Raw genomic sequence first — 24,454 nt, 5'->3', positions numbered from 1 at the left:
GAATTGCACGGTGTCGAATGCGCGGCCTGCATAGCCAAAACCCACGCATTCCGCAAGGACGCCCGGCCAGACAAATCATCGCGACTTTTTTGCCGGCACAGCGCCATGGGTACGGCTCGCGGGGCAGTGCATGGGTGCTCGCGGAAATGTCACCTTGACAATCGGGACGCCAGACACGACTTCCTTGCGCTCGCCCAATTCCTTGCGCCCGACGGAGACCACAGCAATGCCAGATCCCCGCCCATCGACGATCGATGCCGGAGAAGTCGAGCGGTTCTCGGCGCTCGCAGCCGAATGGTGGAACCCCAACGGCAAGTTCCGTCCGCTGCACAAATTCAACCCCGTCCGCCTCGGCTACATCCGCGACCAGGTCGCCCAGCGTTTTGGCCGCGACACTCACGCCGCAAGGCCCTTCGAGGGCCTGCGCATCCTCGACATCGGCTGTGGCGGCGGCCTGCTGTGCGAGCCGATGGCACGCCTGGGCGCCGAAGTGGTCGGCGCCGACGCCTCCGCCACCAATATCGAGGTAGCCAAGATCCATGCCGCCGAAAGCGGCGTAAAGGTGGATTACCGCGCCACCACGGCCGAGGATCTCGCTGACGCCGGCGAGAAGTTCGACATCATCCTCAACATGGAAGTTGTCGAGCACGTCGCCGACGTGGAGCTGTTCGTCAGCAAGTGCGGCGAGATGGTCAAGCCCGGCGGCATCATGTTCGTCGCCACCATCAACCGCACCTTAAAGGCGCTCGGTCTCGCCATCGTCGGCGCCGAATACGTGCTGCGCTGGCTGCCGCGCGGCACTCACCAGTACGGCAAGCTGGTGCGCCCCGAAGAGCTGGACAAGGCGCTGACGGGCGCCGGCCTTGCCACCATCGACCGCACCGGCGTGATCTACAATCCGCTGGCCGACCGCTGGCAGAAATCCCGCGACATGGACGTCAACTACATGGTGCTGGCGGAAAAGGCGGCCTGAGGCCGCCTCTCCCGTCGGTCCGACATCAGGCGTCGAGCGGCCGGTAGCCGCCGCGCCAGTAGAGCAGCGCCTGACCGGCATCCTGCGTCCTGACCGCCTCGACCGAGCCGATGATGATCGAATGCGTGCCGCGATCAATCATCTCGTCGAGGCTGCAATCGAAAGCGGCGACCGCATCCGACAGCACCGACGCCCCGGTCTTCAGCGTGAGCCAGTCAGCACCTTCGTAGCGTTCATTGCCCTTGATGCCGCCGAAGCCGGAAAAACGCTCGGCGACCTGCTGATGCTGCGACCCAAGCGAATTGACGGCGAAATGGCCATGCCGCTCGATGACCGACCAGGTCGACGACGACCGGTTGACGCAGGCGATGACCTTGGGTGGCTCGGCCGACAGTGAAACGACCGAAATCACCACCAGTCCTGAGCGGTCATCGCCGACGCCGGCGGTGATGACGCTGACATTGCCGACGATGAGCCGCATGGCGGCGCGGAAATCAGCGCCCCCCACGGGGACGAGAGGAACGGAAATGGGGATCGTCATGACCTCGTCGCCCTTCACGCCGCCGAACGCTGCGCCAGAGGCGGGATGCGTATGCCTCGCGCCTCCAGGATCGGCAGGACGTTGTCACGGAAATAGGGGAATTCCTCGGCGTAATCGACGAACGACAAGGTGGTTCCGCGGAAGCCTGTTTCATGAAGCGCGGTGATGCCATCCGCCACCTGCTCAGGCGTGCCGACAAGCGGGAAGCCGCCATGACCCGCCGCCATGCGGTCGCGGATGAGTGCGAGCAGATCGTGCGGGAAGGACTGTGCATGGGCGAACTGTAGCCGGACGAGATTGTCGACGGCCTCCCAATCGGCGTTCTCCCGGGCCGAATAGTTGAGGAAGTCGAGCGCCTCCCTTTCAGTCGGACGGCAGACGACATGCGAGAAGGTCAGCACATCGACTGCGCGGCTGGCCTGCTTCGACTGCGCCTTCAGCGCGGCGATCTCGTCCTTCGAGCGGGCCAGGTCGATCGCCGAGGTGAACAGGAAGTCGGCGTTCTGGATCGCGAACTTGCGGCCATGATCGGAGCCGGCAGCGTTGAGGATCGGCAGGCGCGCCGAAGGCCTGGGATCGCCAAGGACCTGCTTGAGCTTGAAATAGGTGCCGTCCCAGTCGAAGGCCTCGGCGCGGCTCCACAATGCCCTGACCACGTCGAACCATTCCTGGGCATAGCCATAGCGGGTGACGTGATCGTCGGGCAGCGTCAGGCCAAGCGCTTCATATTCGGGCTTGTTCCAGCCCGCGACGATGTTGAGGCCGACGCGTCCACCGCTGATCTGGTCGATCGTCGCCAGTTGCTTGGCAACGACGACAGGATGGTTGGCGACAGTGTGGATGGTGGCGAAGACCGTGAGGTTGCGGGTGTGGGCTAGAAGCGCCGTCGCCCAGGTCATCGTCTCCAGCACGTTGCCGTGGAAATTGGTCTCGCCGCCATAACCGATCCAGCGGGCGATCGGCAGCATGAAGTCGATGCCGGCGTCGTCGAGAAGCTTGCCGAGGCGCAGATTGTTGCCCCATGAATTGTCCCAGCGATCCGGGATCTTGGTGACGGTCATGCCGCTGGAACAGTTGGACGCAAAGGTGCCGAGAAAGAAGGGTTGCACTGCGGATGCAGTGGCGCCGAGCATGCTCATGTTTGGGTCTCCTCCCCATAAAATGAACTTTATAATAGAAAGTCTATCATAAATTCATGTAGACGCAATGTGCCGCGGCAAGGCATGGTCCGAAGGTTCAGGAGGGCGAAGAATGAGCAAGGAAAACAAACCTGTACCGGGCTCCGAACTGCTTGATCGCGGCTGGCATCTCGCCCGGACGCCGCTCGAAATCGACGTCACCGAAGTGGAATATGCGTTGATGCGCTCCTACGAAGCGTTCGGACGCTGGCAGGCGGAATGCCTCGCCACGGTGATCGAATTTTCGGCGACGGGTGCAGAGAACGCCTTGCTGCACGTCATCAGAATGAACGATCGGCCAAAGACCATCCATGACCTCGCCCACATGACCAATCGCGAGGATATTCCCAACATCCAGTACAGCCTGCGCAAGCTGATCAAGGGCGGTTTCGTCAAGCGCACCGGCAGCGGCAGGACCGGCGTGACCTATGAGGTGACGCCGCTCGGCCATCGCGTCACAGAGCGCTACGCTGATATCCGCTCGGTGCTGCTCATCGATGCGGTGACCCGCGTGCCCGACCTGGCCGCCAAGCTGGCCGACGCAGCACACACGCTGGAATTGGTGACAGGTATCTACGAACAGGCCGCCCGCGCCGCCGCCACCCACCGCCGCCGCCATCCGCAGCTCGATCCCGAGGCCGAAGGTGACTGAGGACGTCCTCGGCAGCGATTTGGTCGTGAAGCGCCCCTGCGCAACTTGCGCTGTCCGCCGCAACTCTCGACATTAAGGGCAGACAATTACGGGTTCGAATACCATGACACCTGAAGATGTCAGACGCATCGCCCTGGAACTGCCAGGGGCGACCGAGAAATCGCATTTCGGCAAGCCCGACTTCCGTGTCCGCGACCGTGTCTTCGCCACCCTGCCCGAGGACGGCAATGCCGTGATCAAGCTGACGCGCGACCAGCAGGAAGTGATGTGCGGAGCGGAGACCACGGTGTTCCGGCCGGTCGAAGGCGGCTGGGGCAAGCAGGGCTGGACGCGGGTGATGCTTCAAGCTGCCGACGAGCCGACGCTGCGCAGCGCGCTGGTCGCCGCCTGGCGCAACACCGCACCAGTCACCTTGCGCAAGGCCTTCGACCTGGCGGGTGGCTGAGGACGATCGCACCTGAGGTGCGACGGGTCTTCCCTCATGTCCGTTTCCATGCGAGCTTGCCCGCAGGACACCGCTCCTCACCTGGTATGCGCATCGCCGCCCCTGCCTTTTCGCCATCAGGAGCACATAATGAGTCCATCCCCCATTCATTCGATCACCTTCGGCCGGGCGGCCCCAGGCCTTGCCGTCCGTGACATCCAGGCGGCATTCCGCTTCTACTCCGAGATCCTCGGCATGCAGAAAGTGTTCGAGAACGGCAGTCCCGTGGGTTTCATGGTGCTGAAGAAGGACGCCGCCGAGATCCATCTGAGCCAGAGCCGCGACCACGCGCGTTCAACCGTCAACGCGTTCCACATGTTCGTCGACGACATCGACGCGCTCTACGCCATCTGCGAGGCCGCCGGCGTTCGGATCATCAAGTCCCTGAAAGACAAGGACTACGGCCAGCGGGCCTTCGTGTTTGCCGACCCCGACGGCAACAGGATCGACGTGGGACAGCGTATCTAGCTCGGCGCCGAGGACGCGGCAGACCTTTTCGGGAGAAGAGGAACGTCTCCGGCTCAGTTCCGGTCTTCGGGGAACACCGGAAGCGGCATGAATTCGATGCCGTCTTCGGCAAGGCCCTTGGCCTCGTCGAGGGTGGCGGCGCCGTAGATGCCACGGGCTTCGGTCTCGCCAAAATGGATCTTGCGCGCCTCCTCGGCGAACTTGTCGCCGACATTCTCGGCATTCTCGCGAACCTTCTCGGACAGGTCCTTGAGGGCGGCCATCATCTTGCGCTGCTGCTCTCCCATGGCGAGCGCCATCTTTTCCTGCTTGCGCGAGGTCGAGACGGCCGGCGCCATCAGCGCCTTTTCGACCTTTTGCGAGCCGCATTCCGGGCAGGAGACGAAACCGCGCTTGCGCTGGGTCTCGAAGTCGTCGTTGCTGCGGAACCAGCCCTCGAAGTCATGCGCGTGGTCGCAATGCAGCGAAAAGCGGATCAAGATGCGGCTCCCCGGAGCGCTCCCTGGCCCGCGCGAAGCGCGACGCCGAATTCGCGAGCGTTCTTGAGATTGGGGATCTTCTTGCGTGCGTCGGCCGAATGCTGGGTGTCGATCTCGGCGATGATGACGCCCGGCTCGTCATGGTCGGCTTCGGCCAGGATGCGGCCCCACGGATCGATGATCAGCGAATGGCCGAAGGTCTCCCGGCCGTCCTCATGCTTGCCGCCCTGGGCGGAGGCGATGACGAAGGCGCCGTTTTCGATGGCGCGCGCCCGCAGCAGCGGATGCCAATGGGCAAGGCCGGTCTGGCGCGTGAAGGCGGCGGGAACGGTGAGCAGCTCGGCACCAGCCAGCGCCTCGGCGCGGAAAAGTTGCGGGAACCGCAGGTCGTAGCAGATGGCAAAGCCGATCTTTGCCAGCGACGTGTCGGCAACGATGGCTTCGGTGCCCGGCTCATAGGCCGAAGATTCGCGCCAGCTTTCGCCATTGTCGAGGTCGACGTCAAACATGTGGATCTTGTCGTAGGTGGCAAGCGCGCCGCCGTCGGGGCCGAACAGGAAGGCGCGGTTGGCGAGCTTGCCATCGGCGCGCACGATCGCGGTCGAGCCGACATGCAGATGGATGCCAAGCTCGGCTGCAAGTTTGCGGCCCAAGGCGACGATCAGGTCGCGATCCTCGGAGGTGAAGGCCGCGGCGCGCGCCTCCTTGTCGCCGACGATGGCGCCGGTCATTTCGGGCGTCTGCACATAAGTGGCGCCGAGACCGGCAGCCTCGCGCACCAGTGCCTCGAAATCGAGCGCATTACGCTCCGGCTCCTTGCCCGAACGCATCTGCACCGCTGCCGCCTTGAAAATCGCCATTGTCCGTCCTCGGGTCTATGCGCCGGCGGCAAGAAGCTGGTCGAGCCTGCCTTGCGCGTCTAGGTCATGCAGGTCGTCGCAACCGCCGACATGGGTGTTGCCAATGAAAATCTGCGGGAAGGTCGCACGGCCATTGGCGCGGGTGATCATTTCCTGCCGAAGCTCGGGCGAGAAGCTGGCGTCATGCTCGGTGAATGCAACGCCCTTGCGCTCGAGAAGGCGCTTGGCCGCAGTACAGTAGCCACACATCATGCGCGTATAGATAGTCACATCGACCATGACGAAAATCCGTTGTCCTTGGTCGACTATATAGTGTCCGTATCGTCGGGCCGGAAGTCCCCCGGCAAAACCCTGGCGAAAGTCAGCACGTCGACGGCGCCGGCGCCGCCTTTCCTGAGCGCACGTGTCACCGCCGCGACAGTGGCGCCTGTCGTGTAGACGTCGTCGACCACCAGCACCCGCCTGCCTCTGACGTCGATCTCGGCTTCGGGCGGGACCAGGAAGGCCGCACGCACATTGTCCTCTCGCTCGCGCTGGCCAAGGCCGATCTGCTGGCGCGTGCGCTTGGTGCGGCGCACCGCCATCGGCGCAAACGGCAGGCCGGAGAGCGACGCTATGGCACGGGCGAGTTCCGCCGACTGGTTGTACTGGCGCCAGAAGAAACGCCGCCAGTGCAAGGGCACGGGCACGACGACCTCAGCATCGGCAACGAGCTCGGCGCCCGCTCGCAGCATCCAGCGCGCCATCCACGGCGCGAGGTCGGTGCGGTCGTGGAACTTGAGGCCCTGGACCATGCGCCGGGCGATGCCGGTATAGGCGACGGCGGCGCGGGCCCTGCTAAAGGGCGGCGGGTTGGCGATCGCCTCGGCGGACAGGAAGCCGGTGCCGAAATCATGGCTGAACGGCGTGCCCATCACCTCGCACCAGGGCTTTTCGAGGAAGCGCAATTGCGGCCAGCAGGCACCGCACAAGGCACCGGGTTGCGTGACCTGGCGGCGACAGCCGGCGCAGACCGGCGGGAACAGCATCCGCGCCGGCCAAGCGGCAACTGACAATGCGAGGCTCTTGATCTCAGGCATAGGATCGGCCACGACAGGTTCGGGTCGGGCGACCATAGCAGAAACCCGGCAAACAAGGACATCTCGACGTGCAAGCCATTTTCGACGCCAGCCTCGTGATCGCGCACCGGCGCCGAGCCCTGGCGCAAGCTACACCAGGCGCCGACTTCCTGATGGCCCGCGCGGCTGAAGACCTCGGCGAACGTCTCTCGACGGTCGAGCGCAAGTTCACGCGCGGCGCAGCGATCTTCTCGGTCAGCCCGGCGGCAACCGCGGTTCTGGCTGCCAGCGGCAAGGTCGACGAATTGCTTCGCGTCGAAGCCGACAGGGCCTTTCTCGGCGGCGGACCGGGCGTCGTGTCGGATCCCGAGACGATCGCGCTGGATCCGGCGAGCATCGACATTGCCGTATCGCTTCTGGCGCTGCAGGAAGTCAACGACATCCCCGGCCAGCTGATCCAGATCCGCCGCGCACTGAAGCCGGACGGGCTGTTCCTCGGCGTGCTTGCTGGTGCCGGCACGCTCGTCGAACTGCGCGAAAGCCTGCTCGCCGCCGAGACGGAGCTTTCGGGCGGCGCCAGCCCGCGCGTTATCCCCTTCACCGACGTACGCGATGCCGGCGGGCTGCTGCAGCGGGCGGGCTTTGCCTTGCCGGTCGCCGATGTCGAGACGGTGACGGTGCGCTACGACACGATGTTCGGGCTGATGCAGGACCTGCGCGCGATGGGGGCCACCAGCGCGCTTGCCGACCGGTCACGGAGACCTGCGACACGCCGGCTGTTCCAGCGCGCGGCCGAGATCTACGCCGAGCGCTTCTCCGATCCTGATGGACGGGTGCGGGCGAGCTTTTCGTTCGTCTGGTTGTCAGGCTGGGCGCCTGATGCCTCGCAGCAGAAGCCGCTCAAGCCGGGTTCGGCGCAGGTGTCGCTGACAAAGGTGCTTGGCGAGGACGGCAAGCAATAGCGGTTACAATTCCATGAAAAATGTACGGCGGCTTTCCGTCCGGAATCGAGTAAAAACAAAGAGAGGGATTTCGCAAATCGAAGAAAAGCGGAAAACCTCTAGTGCACGGCGACCTTGGTGCCGATGTTTTCCCAGTAGAGCTGAAGGGCTGTGCCGAACTGGCCCAGGCCGCCGATGATCCCCAGGGCGATGAGCGTCGCGATCAGGCTGTATTCGATCGCCGTAGCGCCTCTTTCGTTCCTGAGAAATCGCCTGATCATCGGTCGCGTCCACCCGTCATTGTTGACCGACCATAACGCCGACGTCTTAAGAAAGGTTAACGGCGCACGCTTAACAGGCGGTGAAGCGATAAGCGGGTATCGTCAGCAGTCGCCGGTATGCTCGCCGTGCGGATGAATGACACACACCGACTGCGGCGTTTCCTGCAGCACCGAACGGCGTAGCGTGTAGGTGTTGGTGCGGCTGACCGATCCTGTGGCGGTGTAGTCGAGCCCGTCAAGGCGCAACTGGCCGAGGATTGGACGCGCCCTGTCTTCCAGGAACGGCGTGGCGAACAGGGTCAGGGCTATCGCGATAAGGCCGAACAGCAGCGAGACGCGCAGGATGCCGGCCCGCGCCCTCGCAGTCGGGGACAATCGCTCTGGGCGGATGAGGTCCCACTCGTTGTCAGCTTGCATTGGCAACGTCCCTCGCGAAAAGCCGTGTCGATGCGCAGCCGGGGCGGGCGGCGGCCATTCAATTTTTCACGATTGGATAAACTTTGGCTTAACGCTGGCAGACATGCCCATCAAAGCAGGTCGATGAGGAACGGAATCAGCGGCTCGTCGGCAGGCGGCATGGGGTAGTCGCGCATCTGCTTGGGCCGCACCCATTTAAGGGTCTGGCCTTCCTTCGGCTCCGGAATGCCCCAGAAGCGGCGGCAGACATAGAGCGGCATCAGCAGATGAAAGTCGTCATAGGTGTGGCTGGCGAAGGTCAGCGGTGCCAGGCACGCCGTCTTGGTCTCGATGCCGATCTCCTCGCGCAGCTCGCGAATGAGGGTTTCTTCCGGCGTTTCGCCCTGCTCGACCTTGCCGCCTGGGAATTCCCACAAGCCGGCAAGCGACTTGCCTTCGGGACGCTGGGCCAGAAGCACGCGACCATCGGCGTCGACGAGCGCGCAGGCAGCCACCAGAAGCAGGCGTTTTCCCTGATGGGTCAAGTCAGGCCTCCGGCGGGCGGCGGTAGTGGTAGCGATAGACTTCCTTGAAGCCCATTTTTTCGTACAGGCGGATGGCGCCCGCATTGTCAGCCTCGACCTGCAGCCACGCCTGGCGCGCGCCACGCAGGCGTGCCCATTTCAGCGCCGACAGGATCAGCCTGCGGCCAAAACCCTTGCCGCGTTCGGCCTCGGTGGTGGCGATCTCGAACAGGCCGGCAAGGTCGGTGTCGTGGACGCAGATCGCCGCCGTCACCGGCTGCTCGTCCTGCTCGAGCACGAACATGCCGGCTTCCGGCTGAATGGCGCCGATGATCTCGGACAGGCCGGGCCTGAGCGATGCGTCTAGCCCGTGCACCACCATGGAAGCGCTGACGAAGCGGCCGATGTCCTTGAGCGGAATCTGGTCCATCGCATGCTCGACGACGCCGTCGTCGAGCGACAGCCGCATCACCATCGATTCCGAAAACGTGCTCCAGCCCTCGCGGTCGAGATGGGCGGCGATCGCCGGCCCCGACAAGGGCGACATGCGAAAGGTGAGCGGCCGGCCATAGGCCTCGAAGCGGCGGCTGGCGCGGGCGATGCGGTCGGGAATGTTGCGGATGTCGGCCGGATCAAGCGGATTGACCGAATTGAGCCGCTTGGCCGGATGGCCCGCCGTCAACCGGACAAGCCAAGTGCCGTCGTAATGAACGGCCGCCGCCGGCCATGCGCGAAAACCCGCCGCCTCGTAGCGGCGGACGATCGCAAGTTCGTGCGACGGGCGGTTCTGGTTCACGTCAGCTCCGGTAGTCGCCGTTGATGGCGACATATTCCTTGGTCAGGTCGCAGGTCCACACCGTTGCCTTGCCACGGCCAAGGCCGATGTCGGCGCGGATGACGATGTTGTCGCCCTTCATATAGGCCGAGGTCGCCGCTTCCGAATAGCCCGGATCGCGCTCGCCATTGTGGGCGAGGCGATTGTCGCCAAACCAGATCGACAGGAGATCGCGGTCGGCGGGCTCGCCGGCCTTGCCGACGGCCATGACGACGCGGCCCCAGTTGGCGTCCTCACCGGCAACCGCGGTCTTGACCAGCGGCGAGTTGGCGATCGAAAGCGCGATGCGCTTGGCCGAGCGCGCCGACTTGGCACCGGTGACAGTAACTTCGACCTGCTTGCGCGCGCCTTCACCGTCACGCACGACCTGCAGCGCCAGCGTCTTCAGCATCTTGTTGAGCGCGCGGCGGAAGGCGCCGAGGCGCGCATCCTTGGGGTCGGTGATCTTGGGCGCGCCGCGCTTGGCTGCGGCCCCGGTGGCAAACAGCATCAGCGTGTCGGAGGTCGAGGTGTCGCTGTCGACGGTGACGGCATTGAAGGTCTTGGCGGTGCCGCGCGAAAGCATGTCCTGCAGCACGTCGGCCGCAATGGGTGCATCGGTGGCAACGAAGGACAGCATTGTCGCCATGTCGGGTGCAATCATGCCGGCGCCCTTGGCGATACCATTGATGGTGACGTCGGTGTCGCCGAGCTTGACGGTCGCGGTAACCACCTTGGGATAGGTGTCGGTGGTCATGATCGCCTTGGCGGCTTCGGTCCACTGGTCGGGCCGGGCATCCTTGACCATACCTGACAGCAAGTGGCTAAATTTGCCGGCGTCGAGCGGCTCGCCGATGACGCCGGTGGATGCCAGGAACACTTCGCTCGACTTGCAGCCGGCGGCCTTGGACGCCGCCTCGCCGGTCAACGTCGTGGTCTCGCGGCCCTTCTTGCCGGTGAAGGCATTGGCGTTACCGGAGTTGACGATCAGGACGCGTGCCTTGCCACCGGTGAGGTTCTGGCGACAGAAATCGACCGGGGCCGAGGGGCACTTGGACCTTGTGAACACGCCGGCGGCCGCCGTGCCCTCATCGAACACCATGGCCAGCACGTCGGTGCGACCCTTGTACTTGATCCCGGCTTCGGCTGTGGCGATGCGCACGCCCTCGATGGCAGGCATCTTGGGGTACTTCTTGGGGGCGAGCGGGGAAACGGCAGTCGACATGAAGGAACCTCTGCGGGCTCGGGAAACGGTTGAAGTTGGCACCGTTTGCCCGATAGCGCGAGGCTTCGCAAGGCGTTTTCACCTCACGAAGATGTGGGCCAGCCTCAGCCGACGACCGGATTGAGGAAACCGCGGAAGACGCGCTGAACCGCGGGGATCAAGCCCCAGATCATCACTGATACCATCAGCGGCGCAATCAGCAGCGTGCGCTGCCAGATCGTCCAGCCGTCGGTCAGAGGCATGATGATGTAGAGCAGTGCGGTGATCAGCGGATAGACCCCTAGCAGGACCATCAGGGCGAAACGCGGGCGGGAAAAGCGGGTTTGGGAGGCAGTCATCTTCAACTCCATCGGAACGAAACGTTTCGTTAAATAAAACGGCCCGTTTCGTTTCGTCAAGAGGTGGTGTAGAGATAATCGAGCATTGGAGACCGGAATGAGCATTGAAGCCGAAGCCGCGCGCAAATCGATCGGCGCCAAACGCAGCCTGGAAAGTGCGGAAGCCATCCTCGAGGCGGCCGAGGCGGTGCTGATCGAGAACGGCTATTCCGGCTTCTCCATCGAGGCGGTGGCGCGTCGGGCCCGCGCCGGCAAGCCGACGATCTACCGCTGGTGGCCGAGCAAGACCGCGCTTTTGCTCGAGGTCTATCAGCGCCAGAAGCGCGACATCACTTACCCGGACACCGGTGGCATCGAGGAAGACCTGTTCATCTTCGCCAGAAGCCTGTTTGCACAGTGGCGCGACACGCCGGCCGGCGACATCTTCCGCTCGCTGGTCGCCGAGGCGCAGCAGGACCCAGCCGCCGCCGAGGCGCTGGCAGAATACTCTGCCGGGCGCCGCGCCCATACCGGCAAGCTGATCGAGCGGGCCAAGGCCCGTGGCGAGGTGGCCGCCGATGTCGACCCCAGCCAGGTCGCCGACATGGTTTCGTCCTACGCCTGGGTGCATCTCCTGACCGGACGGCTCGACGAGGACGAGGCTATGCTAAGGCGGGCTATCAGGCATATCGTGCATGGCATCGCCGTCAGGAGGTAAGCGACCATGGACGACATGAAGCCGGCGGTATTGCCGATAAGCCTGATCGTGGTTTCCGACTATCTGTCGGCCGACGGCGATGGCGAGCTGCGCCAGTCGCTCGAGGCCTATCTGTACGACCGAGCGGGGGTGCCGGCTGAAATCATCGTCATGCTGCCTGCGGAAAGCACTTTTTCGTACAGCTCTGGTCCGGGCGAACCATCGGTCGTCCTCGTCACCCACGACAGTGACGAATCCTCCCAGCTCAAGGATGCGGCCCTGCCCTACTGCCACCAGCCGCTGATCGCGGTCGTCGAGGCCGATTGCCTGCCGCAGCCAGGATGGATGGCCACGCTGCACAAGACCCTCGACGACAACCCCACCGTCGCAGCGGTGTCGGGGCGAACCTCCTATGGCGACGGCAGCATGATGAAGCGGGTGATGTCACTGCTCGACCGCGGCTTCATCGAGTGCCGCGACCGCCGTGGCAAGGTGATCCACGTCTCCAGCAACGGTGCGATCTACCGGCACGCACTGCTCGAGCGTTATCGTTTTCGGCCTGGACAAGGACCGTTCGTCAGCGCCCACATCAGGCAAGACGCGATGAACGAGGACAACGTGGAATTTGCGGTGGACCCGCGCGCCGTCTCCATCCACGCCTATGACGGCCTCGGCTTCATCTGGGACGTCCGGCGTAACAAAGGATACCAGTTTGCGTTGATGAAACTGCGCAAACGCCGCGATCGCTCGCGGCTGGGGCTGGCGGTCAGCGCAGTGATGGCATCGTTTCGGGAAAATCACCGGACCATCGATGCGGTGGGCGACCAGTTCTGCCGGCCATCCGACCGGCCGCTGCTGTGGCTGATGATGCTGGCGGTCCGCGTGCCTGAGTTCGTCGGCGCGCTGGCGGCCGCCGACCCGGTCGCATTCAAGGCTTCGACCCGCTATCGCTGACCGCTTCACGGCGGCGAAATGGCGCGCGCAAACAAAGAGGGCGGCACCGTAGGTACCGCCCTCTTTGTTGTCTCTGGTGAGAAAATTACTTCGACGCGTCTATGGCGTCGATGGCCTTCTTCAGCGCCGGATCGGTGATCTCGACCTTGCCGGCGCCGCGAACCTGCTTGACCAACTCGATGTATTTCTCGCGGATCAGCAGCGAGCGGACCTGGTCCTTGACGGTCTCGAATGCCGGCGGCTGCTGGGCGCGCTTGTCCTCGACCTTGATGATGTGCCAGCCGAACTGCGTCTGCACCGGCTCCTTGGAATAGGCGCCAACTTCAAGGGCGAGTGCCGCCTTCTCGAATTCCGGCACCATCTGGCCAGGGCCGAAGAAGCCGAGATCGCCGCCCGAGGTCTTGCCGGACGGGTCGGTGGTGTTTTCGTTGGCGAGCTTCTGGAAGTCTTCGCCGCCTTCGAGCTTCTTGATGATCGCGTCGGCCTCTTCCTTGGTCTTGACCAGGATATGGCGGGCATGGACCTCGTTGACCGGCTTCTGGGCCGCGATTTCCTTGTCGTAGCGGGCGCGGATCTCGTCGTCGGTGATCTTGCCGGCGACTTCCTTCTCCACCAGTTCGCCATGCAGGGCGCGCTGGTCGAGGAAGGCGACGCGGCGCTGGAAGTCGGCGTCCTTGTCGAGACCCTTTTCGACGGCCTGGGCGGCCATCAGGCGGATTTCGATGATCGACGACAAGGCAGCAGCACGGCGCTGCTCCGGCGGCAGGTTGCCGAACTGCTGGCCAAGGTCCTGCTCGGCCAAGGTGATGTCGGCTTCAGTGACGTTCTCGCCATTGATCGTCGCCACGATCGCGTTCGGATCGACGGCAGCGGCTGCAGGGGCAGCGACCTGGGGTGCAGGCGCTGTTTCCTGTGCAACCAGCGGCAGCGACGACAGCGCCACAAGCCCGGCGGCAAGCCCGACGCGGGCAAGCGAGGCGCTACGGAACGAAAAAGACATCTAAACTCTCCGGTGGGGTGATGACCGCACTTCCAAATCAACCTGAATGTGGCGGAATTTGGCGTCTCCGGCAGGCTCTCTGCAACGTTGACATAAGTTGTGCCCCCTCTTATCTGTCCATCGTCTTCGCGTCCAGAAGGGTTTTTCCGGGCGCTTTTCGTGTTGAGTCTGCCAGCCTATGTTCCTCGGCAGGCTTGGCCGGCGGACAGTCGGCTTCATTCGAATTGAAAGGACCACTTGATGGTCAGTCTCGGCGGTCTCGCCCGTAAGATTTTCGGTTCCTCCAACGACCGCCGAGTCAAGTCGACCCGGCCCCGGGTGGAAGCGATCGCTGCAATGGAAAATGAACTGCAGGCGCTGACCGACGACCAGCTTCGGGCGCGGACCGAGCAGTTCCGCAAGGACATCGCCAACGGCGCCTCGCTTGACGACCTCCTCGTCCCGGCCTTCGCCACGGTGCGCGAAGGCGCCAAGCGCGCGCTCGGCATGCGTCCCTTCGACGTCCAGATGATCGGCGGCATGGTTCTGCACGGCCGCGGCATAGCCGAGATGCGCACCGGCGAAGGCAAGACGCTGGTCGCCACCCTGCCCGTCTACCTCAATGCCCTGACCGGCAAGGGCGTGCATGTCGTTACCGTCAACGACTACCTGGCCCGCCGCGACGCCGAATGGATGGGCCGTCTCTACAAGTTCCTCGGCCTGTCGGTCGGCATCATCGTGCACGGCCTGTCCGACGAAGAGCGCCGCGCGGCCTATGCCTGCGACATCACCTACGCCACCAACAACGAACTCGGCTTCGACTATCTGCGCGACAACATGAAGTATGAGCGCGCCCAGATGGTGCAGCGCGGTCACTTCTTCGCGATTGTCGACGAAGTCGACTCGATCCTGGTCGACGAGGCCCGCACGCCGCTGATCATTTCTGGTCCGCTCGAGGACCGTTCGGAAATGTACAACACCGTCGATGCCTTCATGCAGCAGATGGTTCCGTCCGACTATGAAGTCGACGAGAAGCAGAAGACCGCCATCTTCACTGAAGAAGGCACCGAGAAGATGGAGAACCTGCTGCGCGAGGCAGGCCTGCTCAAGGGTGAGTCGCTCTACGACGTCGAAAACGTGGCCATGGTCCACCACGTCAACAATGCGCTCAAGGCGCATCGCCTTTTCCAGAAGGACAAGGACTACATCGTCAAGGACAATGAAATCGTCATCATCGACGAGTTCACCGGCCGCATGATGCCCGGCCGCCGCTTCTCGGAAGGCCTGCACCAGGCGCTGGAAGCCAAGGAACACGTGGCGATCCAGCCGGAAAACCAGACGCTGGCCTCGGTTACCTTCCAGAACTACTTCCGCATGTATGAAAAGCTCGCCGGCATGACCGGTACGGCGCTGACGGAAGCCGAAGAGTTCGGCAACATCTACAATCTCGACGTCACCGAGGTTCCAACCAACCTGCCCGTCAGCCGTATCGATGAGGACGACGAGGTCTACCGGACGGTCGAGGAGAAGTACAAGGCGATTGTCCGCGAGATCAAGGAAGCCAACGCCAAGGGCCAGCCGACGCTGGTCGGCACGACCTCGATCGAGAAATCCGAGCAGCTGGCCGAGCGCCTGCGCAAGGACGGCTTCAAGGACTTCGAGGTCCTGAACGCCCGTCACCACGAGCGCGAGGCCTCGATCGTCGCCCAGGCCGGCAAGCCGGGTTCGATCACCATTGCCACCAACATGGCCGGCCGCGGCACCGACATCCAGCTCGGCGGCAACGCCGACATGCGCATTGCCGAGGAACTGGCCGACATGCCGGCCGGCCCTGAGCGCGACGCCAGGGAAAAGGCGATCCGCGAGGATGTCGCCCGTCTCAAGGAAAAGGCGCTGGCTGCCGGTGGCCTCTACGTGCTGGCCACAGAACGCCATGAAAGCCGCCGTATCGACAACCAGTTGCGTGGCCGCTCCGGCCGCCAGGGCGATCCGGGCCGCTCGAAGTTCTTCCTGTCGCTGCAGGACGACCTGATGCGCATCTTCGGTTCCGAGCGCATGGACGGCATGCTGACCAAGCTCGGCCTCAAGGAAGACGAGGCCATCGTCCACCCCTGGATCAACAAGGCGCTGGAAAAGGCGCAGAAGAAAGTCGAGGCGCGCAACTTCGACATCCGCAAGAACCTGCTCAAATATGACGACGTGTCGAACGACCAGCGCAAGGTGGTGTTCGAGCAGCGCATCGAGCTGATGGATGCGACCAGCCTGACCGATACTGTCGCCGAGATGCGCCATGACGTAATCGAGGATCTCGTCGCCAAGCACATTCCCGAAAACGCCTATGCCGAACAGTGGGATGTCGCAGGCCTCAAGGAAGGCGTGATCCAGTATCTCAACCTCGACCTGCCGATCGAAGAGTGGGCCAAGGAAGAAGGCATTGCCGAAGAGGAAGTGCGCGACCGCATCACCGCCGAAGCCGACAAGGCAGCGGCCGACCGCGCCGAACGCTTCGGTCCCGAAGTGATGACCTATGTCGAGCGCTCCGTGGTGCTGCAGACCATCGACCATCTCTGGCGCGAGCATCTGGTCAATCTCGACCACCTGCGTTCGGTCGTCGGCTTCCGCGGCTACGCCCAGCGCGACCCGCTGAACGAGTACAAGGGCGAGGCCTTCGAACTGTTCCAGGCGATGCTCGGTAATTTGCGCCAGGCCGTGACCGCACAGCTGATGCGCGTCGAGTTGGTGCGCCAGGCAGCGGATGCGCCGCCACCGGAAGCGCCCGAAATGCACGGCCACCACATCGACGGCACCACCGGCGAGGACGATTTCGGCGAGGGCTCGGTTGCCGTGCTCGAGGACAGCCGCGTTGTCGCCGCCGAAGACCGCAACCCCAACGACCAGTCGACCTGGGGTCGCGTCGGCCGCAACGAAGCCTGCCCTTGCGGCTCGGGCAAGAAGTACAAGCACTGCCACGGCAGCTTCGCCTAATATGCATTGTTGATCGGAAAACGAAAACGGCGGCCCAGCGGGCCGCCGTTTTCGTTTGTGCTTTGGCTTACAGCAGCGTGCCGTGGAGGATCACCAGCGCGATGCTGAAATAGATCACCAATCCGGTGACATCGACCAGCGTCGCGACGAACGGCGCCGAGGCAGTCGCCGGGTCGAAACCAAGTCGCTTCAGCACAAACGGCAGCATCGAGCCGGTCATCGAGCCGAAGGTCACGATGCCGACAAGCGTGGCGCCGATGGTCAGGGAGACCAGCTGCCAGTGCGGACCGTAGTCGTAGAAGCCGAGCATCTGCCAGGTGACGATGCGCACCATGCCGATGACGCCAAGGATCGAGCCCAGCGTGAGGCCGGCCGGCAACTCGCGCAACACCACCTTCCACCAATCGCCCAGGCGCACTTCGTGCAGCGCCAGTGCCCGGATCAGCAGCGAGCTTGCCTGGCTGCCGGAATTGCCGCCCGAGCTCATGATCAGCGGAATGAACAGCGTCAGCACGATGGCCTTTTCGAGCTCGCCCTCGAAACTCTGCATGGCAGAAGCCGTCAGCATTTCGGACAGGAACAGCACGCTCAGCCAGCCGGCCCGCTTTCGGATCATCCTGAGGAAGCCGATGTCCATATAGTGCTCGTCCAGCGCCTCCATGCCGCCCATGCGATGAACCTGCTCAGTGTCGCGCTTGACCATGGTGTCGATGACGTCGTCGACGGTGACGATGCCGATGAGGTGGTTCCTGCTGTCGACAACCGGTACCGCCAGCAGGTCGTATTTGGCAATCAGGCGCACGGCCTCCTCACGCGGCGCCAGCGCGGACGTCTTGATCAGCCGGCGCTTCGGAACGGCTGACAGGATAGAAGCTCTCGGATCAGCCGAAATGACGCGCCGCAGCGGCACCGCATGGACAAGGGTTTGCCGCAACGGATCGACAACGAACACGGCATAGACGGTTTCGCGCGTGTTCTCGACCGCCCGCACGTGGCGAAGTACCTCGGCCACCGTCCAATTGGACGGCACCGAGACGAACTCCGTGGTCATCATGGCGCCGACGCAGCCTTCCGGATAGGCCAGAAGCCGTTCCAGCGCCGCGCGCGTTTCGCCGTCGAGGCCGGTCAGCAATTCGGCCCGTACGCCGGGATCGAACGCGCGTAGCGCATCGGCGGCACGGTCGGCCGACATGCCCGCAAGCAGGCGCGCGGCCGTATGCCCCGGCAGAATCGAAAGCAGTTCGGCCGCGTGGTCGAATGCCGGCTGGTCGAGCACTTCGACAGCCCGCTCCACCGGCATCAACTCAAGCAGTTGGGCGGTTTGCCCAATATCGCAGGTGTTGAGCACCTCGACGACGTCGGGTGCGGTTTCCTCCGCAAGACGCGAAGCGATGGCCGCGTTGTCGCGGATGACTGCGTCGTCGCGCAGCTCTTCGATGATGGTGGTGTAGCTCATTTCTCACCCCTTCAGTCGCGCCGAAAGCCATCGGCGGCGACCCGGGGGAGCGATCAACCGCGATCAGTCCCTTCGGTCGGCGTCGACGGCTTGGTCGATCGACTATGACTGTCGCTGTTCATGGTTGTTTCCTTGGGTTCATGCGGCGCAGTCCGTTGGGTAAACTGCCCACGCGGCCTAGATGGCTCCGACAAGCGAGCCAGTCAACCCCACGCGCCCGGCTTCCCGATCAAGCCTTGGTGTTCGCCAGTTCGATGAGGTTGCGCAGCGCCGCCACGCCCAGGCTGTTCATGTGCTTGCGCCCGACTGATATGTCGATGCGCATCACGATCTCAAGCGGATCGGCGCCCTTGAGATCATCGAGACGCGTGATGCCGATGTCCTGGAGATAGCTGATCATCTTCGGGCCGATCGAATGCGCCCGCAGCATCGATTTGCGTTCGTCGTCTGAGATCATGCCGCCCCTCTCCTCCCGGTTGTCTGGTCCACCCAACCGTTTCTTAATCGCTATCGGCTACATGCTGTGAGCGAAATCGCGGAAGATGGAGTGTATCGAGTTGCGTTTTTCCGCAGCGATGACGGCCGAACGGTGGCTGCCGGGGCAGATCGCCTCGCGCATCATGCCGCTGTTGCGCCGCGTCGACGCAGTCCTGTTCAGCAGCGACGAGCGCGGCGAGGCCGGCCGCATGTCGCTGTTTGCGTTCGCCGTGCGCATCGTCAGTGCTGCCATCGCCTTCGTCAGCCAGGTGCTGCTGGCGCGCTGGATGGGCAGCTTCGAATACGGCATCTTCGTCCTGGTGTGGGTGACGATGATCATCGTCGGCTCGCTGTCGTGCTTCGGCTTCCACACCTCGATCATCCGCTTCATGTCCGAATACCGTGAAAAGGGCCTGCTGGACGATCTGCGCGGCGTGCTGGTGGCGAGCCGCCTGTTGGTGATCATCGCCTCGACAATCATCGCAGCACTTGGCATGGCCGGCGTCTGGGCATTTTCCGGCCGGATCGAGAGCTACTATATCGTGCCGTTCTTCCTCGGGATGATCTGCCTGCCAATGCTGGCCTTGTCAGACGTGCTGCAAGGCGTCGCCCGGGCCAATTCCTGGGCCTTCGCCGCGCTTGTGCCGACCTACATAACACGGCCGGTGCTGATCCTGGTGTTCATGGCCGGAGCCGTCGCCACAGGCTTTGCGCCGACGGCCGAGACCGCGGTCATGGCCTCCATCCTCGCCACCTATGTGACGACGCTCAGCCAGCTCGTCCGCATCACCTCACGCGCCGACAGGCGCATCCCCGCTGGCCCGCGCAACTACCGGCTCGGCTACTGGCTGAAGATCTCGCTGCCGATCTTCCTGGTCGAGAGCTTCTTCTTCCTGCTCACCAACGCCGACGTGCTGATGGTCGGCGCCTACATGGAGCCGGACAAGGTGGCGGTCTATTTCGCCACCGTGAAGACGTTGGCGCTGGTGCATTTCGTCTATTTCGCGGTCAAGGCGGGCGTCGCCCAGCGCTATGCGCGGATCGCCCATGGCGACACCGAAAAGCTCGACGGCTTTGCCCGCGAGACGGTATCGTGGACGTTCTGGCCGTCACTGGCGATGGGCATCGTGGTGCTGCTGCTCGGCGAGCCGCTGCTCGCCATGTTCGGCCCCGGCTTCAGCGATGGTTACCCGCTGCTGTTCCTGCTGGTTTCAGCCGTCGTCGCGCGTTCGGCGGTAGGCCCATGCGAGAGCCTTTTGACGATGAGTGGTCACCAGAATGTCTGTGCCATGGTTTATGCCGCGACGCTCGCACTCAACATCGGCCTCAACGTGCTGCTGATCCCGACGCTCGGACTGTGGGGCGCGGCGATCGCCACCTCGGCGGCGATGATCTTCGAGGCCACCGCCCTGTCTTTCACCGTCTGGCGCAAACTCGGTATCGTCATGGTCCTGTTCATTCCCACGAAACGCACGGCAGAGAACGCCTGATGGCAGCCATACCGCTTCTCGAGGAAACAAGTGGCGGCCCGGCGGGCTCGCTGATCGCCGGCATTGCCGGCGTGCCGACCGACGCCGCCGAAGCAGCCCATCTCGAACTGACATCGGCCGAAAGACCGCTGCGCAGGCTGGCGATCTATCCGGCCTCGGCCGGCTTCGACCTCGTCGAGGAGCTCGACCATCTCTGCGCCCGCACAATCGAGCCCAACGTCTTTTTCAACCCGCGTTTCCTGGCGCCCGCCATGCCGCGGCTCGAGGACCGCGAGGTGCGCCTCGCTGTGATCCGCGACGGTACCGAGTATCGCAGCCGGCTGCGGCTGCTGGTGCCCTACTCGGTGGAGAAGCCGGCGGTGCCGCTGGGCATACCTGTCATGCGGACATGGTCGAGCCCGTTTGGCCCGCTTGGCACGCCGCTGCTCGACCGCGACGATCCTGAAGGGGTGATCGCCGACTTCTTCGCCATGCTGGCACGGCCGCATCTCAAGCTGCCGAAAGTGTTCGTCATGCCTGACATGCGCCTCGACGGCGCCGTGGCGCGGATGCTGAGCGCAACGGCCGAATCGCGTAACCTGCCGCTGGTGGTGACCGGTCAGTTCGAACGGCCCTTCCTCGAAAGCGACGCCGAGGGCGAAGACTATCTCAAGGAGGCGCTCGGCAGCCGCCACTACAAGGAATTCCGCCGGCTGGGCCGCCGACTCGCTGATCAGGGCGTCGTCGAGCACAAGGTTGCCCGCACCCAGGACGAAGTTCGCCACGCCATCGAACAGTTCCTGACGCTGGAAGCTTCCGGCTGGAAGGGACGCCAGCGCACCGCCATGGCGATCGACCGCTACCGCGCCGCCTTCGCCCGCGAGGCGGTGCACCGCATGTCGGAACAGGACATGTGCCGCATCCATTCACTGACGCTCGACGGCCGCACCATCGCCAGCCTTGTCGTCTTCGTCGAGGCCGGCGTCGCCTACACCTGGAAGACCGCCTATGACGAGACGCTGTCGGCTTGTTCACCGGGCGCGTTGCTGATGATGGCGGTGACCGGACATCACCTCGACGACCCCAACATCATGATGACCGACAGCTGCGCTGTGCCCGACCATCCGCTGGTCGGCAAGATGTGGAGCGAGCGCAAACCGATGGGCACCTTCGTCGTCGGGCTGACGCCGGACGCCGACCGCGTTGCACGGCAGGCGGCCTCGCAGTTGCACCTGTACCGCGAGACACGCAAGCTCGCCGTCAGGCTGCGCGACCGCGTGCGCAGCCTGCTCAAGAAGCGCTAGAAGGCTCCGGATCAAGCTCAGCTTGTCTTCGTTTCGCGCTTTGCCCGGTCGCGGAAGATGCGGCGAATGACCTTGCCGGTGGTGGTCAGCGGCATGGAATCGACGAACTCGACCTCGCGCGGATATTCATGTGCCGACAGGCGCTCGCGCACCCAGAGCTTGATCTCGTCGGCGAGTGCCGCGTCGCCCACAAGCCCATCCTTGAGCACGACATAGGCTTTGACGATCTCGGTGCGCAGCGCGTCGGGCTTGCCGACGGCTGCTGCAAGCGCCACCGCCGGGTGGCCTGTCAGGCAGTCCTCTATCTCGCCGGGGCCGATGCGGAAGCCGGCCGAGGTGATGACGTCGTCGTCGCGACCGAAGAAGGAGACGTAGCCGTCCTCGTCCTCGATGCCCTGATCGCCCGTCGTCATCCACTCGCCGATGAACTTCTTCTGGGTCGCCTCGGGGCTCTGCCAATATTCGAGGAACATGACAGGGTTCGGCCGGGCAATGGCAATCTGGCCCGACACGCCCGGCGGCACGCGGCGGCCGTCGCCGTCGATGATGGCGACGCGATGGCCTGGTACCGCCTTGCCGATGGCCCCACCCTTGCTGATGCCGAGGCCGGCGCAGGAGGCGAGCACCGCATTGCATTCGGTCTGGCCGTAGAACTCGTTGACGACAAGCCCGAGCTCGGCTGTGGCCCAATCGTAGGTTTCGCGCCCAAGCGACTCGCCGGCGGAGCCGACACTGCGCAGGCTGAGCCGGAAGCGCTTGCCGATGTCGGGCACGACCTTGAGCATGCGCAGCGCCGTCGGCGGGATGAAGGCGTTGCGCACCGCCATCTTTTCCATCAGCAGCAGTGCGGCCTCGGGTGCGAACTTGTCGAAGCGGGCAGCGACCACCGGCAGGCCGAAATAGAGCCCGGGCAGCAGCAGGTTGAGCAGGCCGCCGGCCCAGGCCCAGTCGGCCGGGGTCCACAACAGGTCGCCCGACTGCGGCATGAACTCCTGCGCAATCTGGATACCGGGGAGATGGCCGAGCAGGACTCGGTGGCCGTGCAGCGCGCCCTTCGGCGGGCCCGTCGTGCCGGAAGTGAAGATCATCATCGCCGGATCGTCTGGGCCAGTGTCCTCGGCTGTAAAGTCAGGCGAATGCGCGGCGAGCAGGCGATGGAAATCGTCGACATCGCCGCCGCTGACAACGACGATCGCTTCGAGCTCGGGCAGCCGGCCGCTGACCTGGCTGACCTTTGCGAAACCTGCCTCGTTGGTGACGATCGCCCTGACGCCAGCTGTCTGCAGCCGGTATTCGAGCGCCTCGACGCCGAACAGCAAGGCCAGCGGCACGACGATCGCGCCGAGCTTGTAGATCGCGACATGGGCGATCGCCGTCTCGAAGCTTTGCGGCAACAGCAGCGCCACCCGGTCGCCGCGGCGTACGCCCCTGGCCCGCAAGGAATTGGCGAATGCGTTGGAGCGTCGCGAAAGCTCGCCGAAAGAAAGCTCTTCGGCTGCACCGTCGATGCGGTAGTCGAGCAGCGCCGTTCGGTCAGGGTCGACGGCTGCCCAGCGGTCTGAAACAGCGGTGCCGATGTTGAACTTTTGCGGAATCTGCCAGCGGAAATCGCGATAGAGGGCGTCGTAAGTGTCGCGCCGTTCGAGCATGGACGGTCGTCTCCGCTCCTCCGCGAGGGATTTCATTGTGGCTGGATCGGGGTTGACCTACCAACCAACAGAAAGCCTGCCTAATATCGGAAGCGCTCGGCGTCAAGAAAACGGTCCAGAGCGCCGCGCCTCGGCAGGCATTCCATTGCGTCTGCCGGTGTCCGGCCGCCAAAGCAACACCAGATCGGGATCGGAATGCCGAAATTGCGACTTCTGCGGTCCCTCAAGAAGCGTGTTGCCAAGATCCGCCACCACGAATTCGAGGTCATCAAGTCCAGGTTCAATCGAAGCCTCGGCAGGGACGAGCCATATCAGGTTCATCAGGGCAGGCGGCATCACCCGGGCAGCGTGTACGCCATCTTCCTGGTCTGGCAGCCCAACAAGACGCCATGGTATGTCGACAATGCACTGGCATCGTTGGACGAGGCCCAGGCGAACGTCGTCCTGGTGGTCAATCACGGCCTGGACGCCGAGCGACTGGCCGATCTCAAGCAACGCTGTTCGAAGCTCATCGTTCGCGACAATGCCGGCCTCGACTTTGGCGGTTTTCGGGATGCGACACTTCACCTGCTCGAAAATACCGAGGCAACGCGCCTGCTCTACCTGAATGACAGCGTGTACTTCTTCAGCAACGGGCTCACTCCGCTGTTCAGGGAGTTGGCAGGCGCGGAAGCCGACATCGTCGGTTCGTTCGAAAACCGGGAACATGGCTACCACATGCAGTCCTTTTGCTTCTCCGTGGGGCATAGGATCGTTGCAAGTTCCGAATTCGCGCGCTTTTGGAAGCAATACCTGCCGGTGAATTCGCGGCTATGGGCGATCCGAAAAGGGGAAATCGGTTTCTCCGCGGCAATCCTGCCGATCGCAAGATCCGTTACCACCGTCTACACGCCGGACAAGCTCAGGCTGCGGCTGACCGAAATTGACGGCGGGGATGTTGTGGCGATGAATGGCCAGATCTGTCGGGATCTCAGGCTTCCGGCGGCGAGCTTGGGCAGCGAAAGCTGGGCCGCAATCATCGCGAAGATATGCGAACGCATCGCCACGCGTTCTCAGATTCACACGGCCGGGTTCCTTTACAAGAAACATCTCAACTGCCCGCTGATGAAGCGCGACCTTGTCTACCGCCTGCAGTTCGACATCGGCGAGATCGAACAAAACCTTATCGCGGTCGGACACGAGGGACACCTGGCCGACATCCTTTCGGACATGACGAGGAAAGGCTCGGGGGACCAGTTGCGCTCGACGAGAAGGCAGCTCTTCGACCAGGGCATCATATAGTGCCCTGCCAGC

The 24,454-nt window shown here is 63.8% G+C and carries 28 protein-coding genes; 11 read left to right on the top strand and 17 right to left on the bottom strand.

The window, feature by feature from the left end; all coding sequences use genetic code 11:
* Positions 1-226 precede the first annotated feature (226 nt).
* Positions 227-973 (top strand): bifunctional 2-polyprenyl-6-hydroxyphenol methylase/3-demethylubiquinol 3-O-methyltransferase UbiG, encoded by a 747-nt coding sequence (ubiG, locus tag IG197_RS19730; RefSeq protein WP_067957794.1) that lies wholly within the window; start codon positions 227-229, stop codon positions 971-973.
* Between the two features lie 25 nt (positions 974-998).
* Here the strand turns inward: ubiG and IG197_RS19725 are convergent, their stop codons facing one another.
* On the bottom strand, positions 999-1,514 hold the full coding sequence (locus tag IG197_RS19725; RefSeq protein ID WP_192314469.1) for a flavin reductase family protein: 516 nt from the start codon (positions 1,512-1,514) through the stop codon (positions 999-1,001).
* Between the two features lie 14 nt (positions 1,515-1,528).
* Positions 1,529-2,653, bottom strand: coding sequence for an LLM class flavin-dependent oxidoreductase (locus IG197_RS19720; protein ID WP_192314467.1), 1,125 nt, complete (start codon positions 2,651-2,653; stop codon positions 1,529-1,531).
* A 112-nt stretch (positions 2,654-2,765) separates the two neighbouring features.
* Between IG197_RS19720 and IG197_RS19715 the strand changes: the two genes are divergently transcribed.
* From IG197_RS19715 to IG197_RS19705, 3 genes are all read left to right on the top strand, one after another.
* Complete coding sequence (locus tag IG197_RS19715; RefSeq protein WP_067957790.1) at positions 2,766-3,344, top strand: winged helix DNA-binding protein; 579 nt, start codon at positions 2,766-2,768, stop codon at positions 3,342-3,344.
* A gap of 103 nt (positions 3,345-3,447) precedes the next feature.
* Complete coding sequence (locus tag IG197_RS19710; RefSeq protein WP_067957787.1) at positions 3,448-3,789, top strand: MmcQ/YjbR family DNA-binding protein; 342 nt, start codon at positions 3,448-3,450, stop codon at positions 3,787-3,789.
* A gap of 129 nt (positions 3,790-3,918) precedes the next feature.
* The gene (locus tag IG197_RS19705; protein WP_192314465.1) at positions 3,919-4,296 is read left to right on the top strand and encodes a VOC family protein; all 378 of its coding nucleotides are present in this window, start codon (positions 3,919-3,921) and stop codon (positions 4,294-4,296) included.
* A 53-nt stretch (positions 4,297-4,349) separates the two neighbouring features.
* Here the strand turns inward: IG197_RS19705 and IG197_RS19700 are convergent, their stop codons facing one another.
* The 4 genes from IG197_RS19700 to IG197_RS19685 are packed head-to-tail and all read right to left on the bottom strand — an operon-like array spanning position 4,350 to position 6,726.
* Positions 4,350-4,775: a DUF1178 family protein gene (locus IG197_RS19700; RefSeq protein ID WP_192314463.1), complete on the bottom strand. Its 426-nt coding sequence runs from the start codon at positions 4,773-4,775 to the stop codon at positions 4,350-4,352.
* A complete protein-coding gene (locus tag IG197_RS19695) occupies positions 4,772-5,635 on the bottom strand; it encodes a carbon-nitrogen hydrolase family protein (protein ID WP_192314461.1) in 864 nt (287 codons plus the stop codon). The genes IG197_RS19700 and IG197_RS19695 overlap by 4 nt, the downstream gene beginning before the upstream one ends.
* 15 nt (positions 5,636-5,650) lie before the next feature.
* Positions 5,651-5,914: a glutaredoxin 3 gene (gene grxC / locus IG197_RS19690; RefSeq protein ID WP_067957776.1), complete on the bottom strand. Its 264-nt coding sequence runs from the start codon at positions 5,912-5,914 to the stop codon at positions 5,651-5,653.
* Between the two features lie 26 nt (positions 5,915-5,940).
* Positions 5,941-6,726 carry a ComF family protein gene (locus tag IG197_RS19685; RefSeq protein WP_067966144.1) on the bottom strand — a complete coding sequence of 262 codons (786 nt, stop codon included), beginning with the start codon at positions 6,724-6,726 and terminating at the stop codon, positions 5,941-5,943.
* Between the two features lie 56 nt (positions 6,727-6,782).
* On the opposite strand from IG197_RS19685, the gene IG197_RS19680 reads away from it, so the two are divergent.
* Entirely contained in the window at positions 6,783-7,655 is an 873-nt protein-coding gene (locus tag IG197_RS19680; RefSeq protein ID WP_192314459.1) for a methyltransferase domain-containing protein, read from the top strand.
* Between the two features lie 98 nt (positions 7,656-7,753).
* Here IG197_RS19680 and IG197_RS19675 read toward each other — a convergent pair whose 3' ends face one another.
* The 6 genes from IG197_RS19675 to IG197_RS19650 form a co-directional block, all read right to left on the bottom strand.
* Entirely contained in the window at positions 7,754-7,915 is a 162-nt protein-coding gene (locus tag IG197_RS19675) for a Flp family type IVb pilin (protein ID WP_083948485.1), read from the bottom strand.
* A 102-nt stretch (positions 7,916-8,017) separates the two neighbouring features.
* Complete coding sequence (locus IG197_RS19670) at positions 8,018-8,332, bottom strand: hypothetical protein (protein ID WP_192314457.1); 315 nt, start codon at positions 8,330-8,332, stop codon at positions 8,018-8,020.
* A 110-nt stretch (positions 8,333-8,442) separates the two neighbouring features.
* Positions 8,443-8,856, bottom strand: coding sequence for a (deoxy)nucleoside triphosphate pyrophosphohydrolase (locus IG197_RS19665; protein ID WP_154386154.1), 414 nt, complete (start codon positions 8,854-8,856; stop codon positions 8,443-8,445).
* A 1-nt stretch (position 8,857) separates the two neighbouring features.
* Positions 8,858-9,664, bottom strand: coding sequence for an N-acetyltransferase (locus IG197_RS19660; protein ID WP_067957768.1), 807 nt, complete (start codon positions 9,662-9,664; stop codon positions 8,858-8,860).
* A complete protein-coding gene (argJ, locus tag IG197_RS19655) occupies positions 9,633-10,874 on the bottom strand; it encodes a bifunctional glutamate N-acetyltransferase/amino-acid acetyltransferase ArgJ (RefSeq protein ID WP_192314454.1) in 1,242 nt (413 codons plus the stop codon). The genes IG197_RS19660 and argJ overlap by 32 nt, the downstream gene beginning before the upstream one ends.
* Before the next feature lie 104 nt (positions 10,875-10,978).
* Positions 10,979-11,212, bottom strand: coding sequence for a hypothetical protein (locus IG197_RS19650; protein ID WP_246340917.1), 234 nt, complete (start codon positions 11,210-11,212; stop codon positions 10,979-10,981).
* A gap of 97 nt (positions 11,213-11,309) precedes the next feature.
* On the opposite strand from IG197_RS19650, the gene IG197_RS19645 reads away from it, so the two are divergent.
* Positions 11,310-11,909 carry a TetR/AcrR family transcriptional regulator gene (locus IG197_RS19645; protein WP_067957759.1) on the top strand — a complete coding sequence of 200 codons (600 nt, stop codon included), beginning with the start codon at positions 11,310-11,312 and terminating at the stop codon, positions 11,907-11,909.
* A 6-nt stretch (positions 11,910-11,915) separates the two neighbouring features.
* On the top strand, positions 11,916-12,842 hold the full coding sequence (locus IG197_RS19640) for a hypothetical protein (protein WP_192314451.1): 927 nt from the start codon (positions 11,916-11,918) through the stop codon (positions 12,840-12,842).
* A gap of 85 nt (positions 12,843-12,927) precedes the next feature.
* On the opposite strand, the gene IG197_RS19635 is transcribed toward IG197_RS19640, so the two are convergent.
* Complete coding sequence (locus IG197_RS19635; RefSeq protein WP_192314448.1) at positions 12,928-13,842, bottom strand: peptidylprolyl isomerase; 915 nt, start codon at positions 13,840-13,842, stop codon at positions 12,928-12,930.
* Positions 13,843-14,082: 240 nt separating this feature from the next.
* Between IG197_RS19635 and secA the strand changes: the two genes are divergently transcribed.
* Positions 14,083-16,806, top strand: a complete 2,724-nt coding sequence (secA, locus tag IG197_RS19630; RefSeq protein ID WP_067957754.1) for a preprotein translocase subunit SecA — start codon at positions 14,083-14,085, stop codon at positions 16,804-16,806.
* Positions 16,807-16,873: 67 nt separating this feature from the next.
* Here secA and mgtE read toward each other — a convergent pair whose 3' ends face one another.
* Both mgtE and IG197_RS19620 read right to left on the bottom strand, forming a co-directional pair.
* Positions 16,874-18,262 carry a magnesium transporter gene (gene mgtE, locus IG197_RS19625; protein WP_192314445.1) on the bottom strand — a complete coding sequence of 463 codons (1,389 nt, stop codon included), beginning with the start codon at positions 18,260-18,262 and terminating at the stop codon, positions 16,874-16,876.
* Positions 18,263-18,491: 229 nt separating this feature from the next.
* A complete protein-coding gene (locus IG197_RS19620) occupies positions 18,492-18,719 on the bottom strand; it encodes a hypothetical protein (protein WP_154386149.1) in 228 nt (75 codons plus the stop codon).
* Between the two features lie 250 nt (positions 18,720-18,969).
* Here IG197_RS19620 and IG197_RS19615 point away from each other — a divergent pair, with 250 nt between their 5' ends.
* Positions 18,970-20,229: a lipopolysaccharide biosynthesis protein gene (locus tag IG197_RS19615; RefSeq protein WP_371746556.1), complete on the top strand. Its 1,260-nt coding sequence runs from the start codon at positions 18,970-18,972 to the stop codon at positions 20,227-20,229.
* On the top strand, positions 20,229-21,512 hold the full coding sequence (locus IG197_RS19610; protein WP_192314439.1) for a GNAT family N-acetyltransferase: 1,284 nt from the start codon (positions 20,229-20,231) through the stop codon (positions 21,510-21,512). The genes IG197_RS19615 and IG197_RS19610 overlap by 1 nt, the downstream gene beginning before the upstream one ends.
* A 17-nt stretch (positions 21,513-21,529) precedes the next feature.
* Here IG197_RS19610 and IG197_RS19605 read toward each other — a convergent pair whose 3' ends face one another.
* Both IG197_RS19605 and IG197_RS19600 read right to left on the bottom strand, forming a co-directional pair.
* Positions 21,530-23,161: an AMP-binding protein gene (locus IG197_RS19605; protein WP_067957746.1), complete on the bottom strand. Its 1,632-nt coding sequence runs from the start codon at positions 23,159-23,161 to the stop codon at positions 21,530-21,532.
* Positions 23,162-23,263: 102 nt separating this feature from the next.
* On the bottom strand, positions 23,264-23,482 hold the full coding sequence (locus IG197_RS19600; RefSeq protein WP_192314436.1) for a hypothetical protein: 219 nt from the start codon (positions 23,480-23,482) through the stop codon (positions 23,264-23,266).
* A gap of 27 nt (positions 23,483-23,509) precedes the next feature.
* On the opposite strand from IG197_RS19600, the gene IG197_RS19595 reads away from it, so the two are divergent.
* A complete protein-coding gene (locus IG197_RS19595) occupies positions 23,510-24,442 on the top strand; it encodes a rhamnan synthesis F family protein (protein WP_192314435.1) in 933 nt (310 codons plus the stop codon).
* Positions 24,443-24,454 lie beyond the last annotated feature (12 nt).

The organism is Aminobacter sp. SR38, from assembly GCF_014843375.1.
GTDB lineage: Bacteria > Pseudomonadota > Alphaproteobacteria > Rhizobiales > Rhizobiaceae > Aminobacter > Aminobacter ciceronei.
The sequence above is the reverse complement of the archived record's forward strand: the minus strand, read 5'-3'. Positions and strand labels throughout refer to the sequence as shown.

Bases quoted from the DNA above. Each gene is read 5' to 3' on its own strand.
- ubiG (WP_067957794.1), top strand. From the start codon at position 227: ATGCCAGATCCCCGCCCATCGACGATCGATGCCGGAGAAGTCGAGCGG.
- IG197_RS19725 (WP_192314469.1), bottom strand. From the start codon at position 1,514: ATGACGATCCCCATTTCCGTTCCTCTCGTCCCCGTGGGGGGCGCTGAT.
- IG197_RS19720 (WP_192314467.1), bottom strand. From the start codon at position 2,653: ATGAGCATGCTCGGCGCCACTGCATCCGCAGTGCAACCCTTCTTTCTC.
- IG197_RS19715 (WP_067957790.1), top strand. From the start codon at position 2,766: ATGAGCAAGGAAAACAAACCTGTACCGGGCTCCGAACTGCTTGATCGC.
- IG197_RS19710 (WP_067957787.1), top strand. From the start codon at position 3,448: ATGACACCTGAAGATGTCAGACGCATCGCCCTGGAACTGCCAGGGGCG.
- IG197_RS19705 (WP_192314465.1), top strand. From the start codon at position 3,919: ATGAGTCCATCCCCCATTCATTCGATCACCTTCGGCCGGGCGGCCCCA.
- IG197_RS19695 (WP_192314461.1), bottom strand. From the start codon at position 5,635: ATGGCGATTTTCAAGGCGGCAGCGGTGCAGATGCGTTCGGGCAAGGAG.
- grxC (WP_067957776.1), bottom strand. From the start codon at position 5,914: ATGGTCGATGTGACTATCTATACGCGCATGATGTGTGGCTACTGTACT.
- IG197_RS19675 (WP_083948485.1), bottom strand. From the start codon at position 7,915: ATGATCAGGCGATTTCTCAGGAACGAAAGAGGCGCTACGGCGATCGAA.
- IG197_RS19670 (WP_192314457.1), bottom strand. From the start codon at position 8,332: ATGCAAGCTGACAACGAGTGGGACCTCATCCGCCCAGAGCGATTGTCC.
- IG197_RS19660 (WP_067957768.1), bottom strand. From the start codon at position 9,664: ATGTCGCCATCAACGGCGACTACCGGAGCTGACGTGAACCAGAACCGC.
- argJ (WP_192314454.1), bottom strand. From the start codon at position 10,874: ATGTCGACTGCCGTTTCCCCGCTCGCCCCCAAGAAGTACCCCAAGATG.
- IG197_RS19650 (WP_246340917.1), bottom strand. From the start codon at position 11,212: ATGACTGCCTCCCAAACCCGCTTTTCCCGCCCGCGTTTCGCCCTGATG.
- IG197_RS19645 (WP_067957759.1), top strand. From the start codon at position 11,310: ATGAGCATTGAAGCCGAAGCCGCGCGCAAATCGATCGGCGCCAAACGC.
- IG197_RS19640 (WP_192314451.1), top strand. From the start codon at position 11,916: ATGGACGACATGAAGCCGGCGGTATTGCCGATAAGCCTGATCGTGGTT.
- IG197_RS19635 (WP_192314448.1), bottom strand. From the start codon at position 13,842: ATGTCTTTTTCGTTCCGTAGCGCCTCGCTTGCCCGCGTCGGGCTTGCC.
- secA (WP_067957754.1), top strand. From the start codon at position 14,083: ATGGTCAGTCTCGGCGGTCTCGCCCGTAAGATTTTCGGTTCCTCCAAC.
- mgtE (WP_192314445.1), bottom strand. From the start codon at position 18,262: ATGAGCTACACCACCATCATCGAAGAGCTGCGCGACGACGCAGTCATC.
- IG197_RS19620 (WP_154386149.1), bottom strand. From the start codon at position 18,719: ATGATCTCAGACGACGAACGCAAATCGATGCTGCGGGCGCATTCGATC.
- IG197_RS19610 (WP_192314439.1), top strand. From the start codon at position 20,229: ATGGCAGCCATACCGCTTCTCGAGGAAACAAGTGGCGGCCCGGCGGGC.
- IG197_RS19605 (WP_067957746.1), bottom strand. From the start codon at position 23,161: ATGCTCGAACGGCGCGACACTTACGACGCCCTCTATCGCGATTTCCGC.
- IG197_RS19600 (WP_192314436.1), bottom strand. From the start codon at position 23,482: ATGAACCTGATATGGCTCGTCCCTGCCGAGGCTTCGATTGAACCTGGA.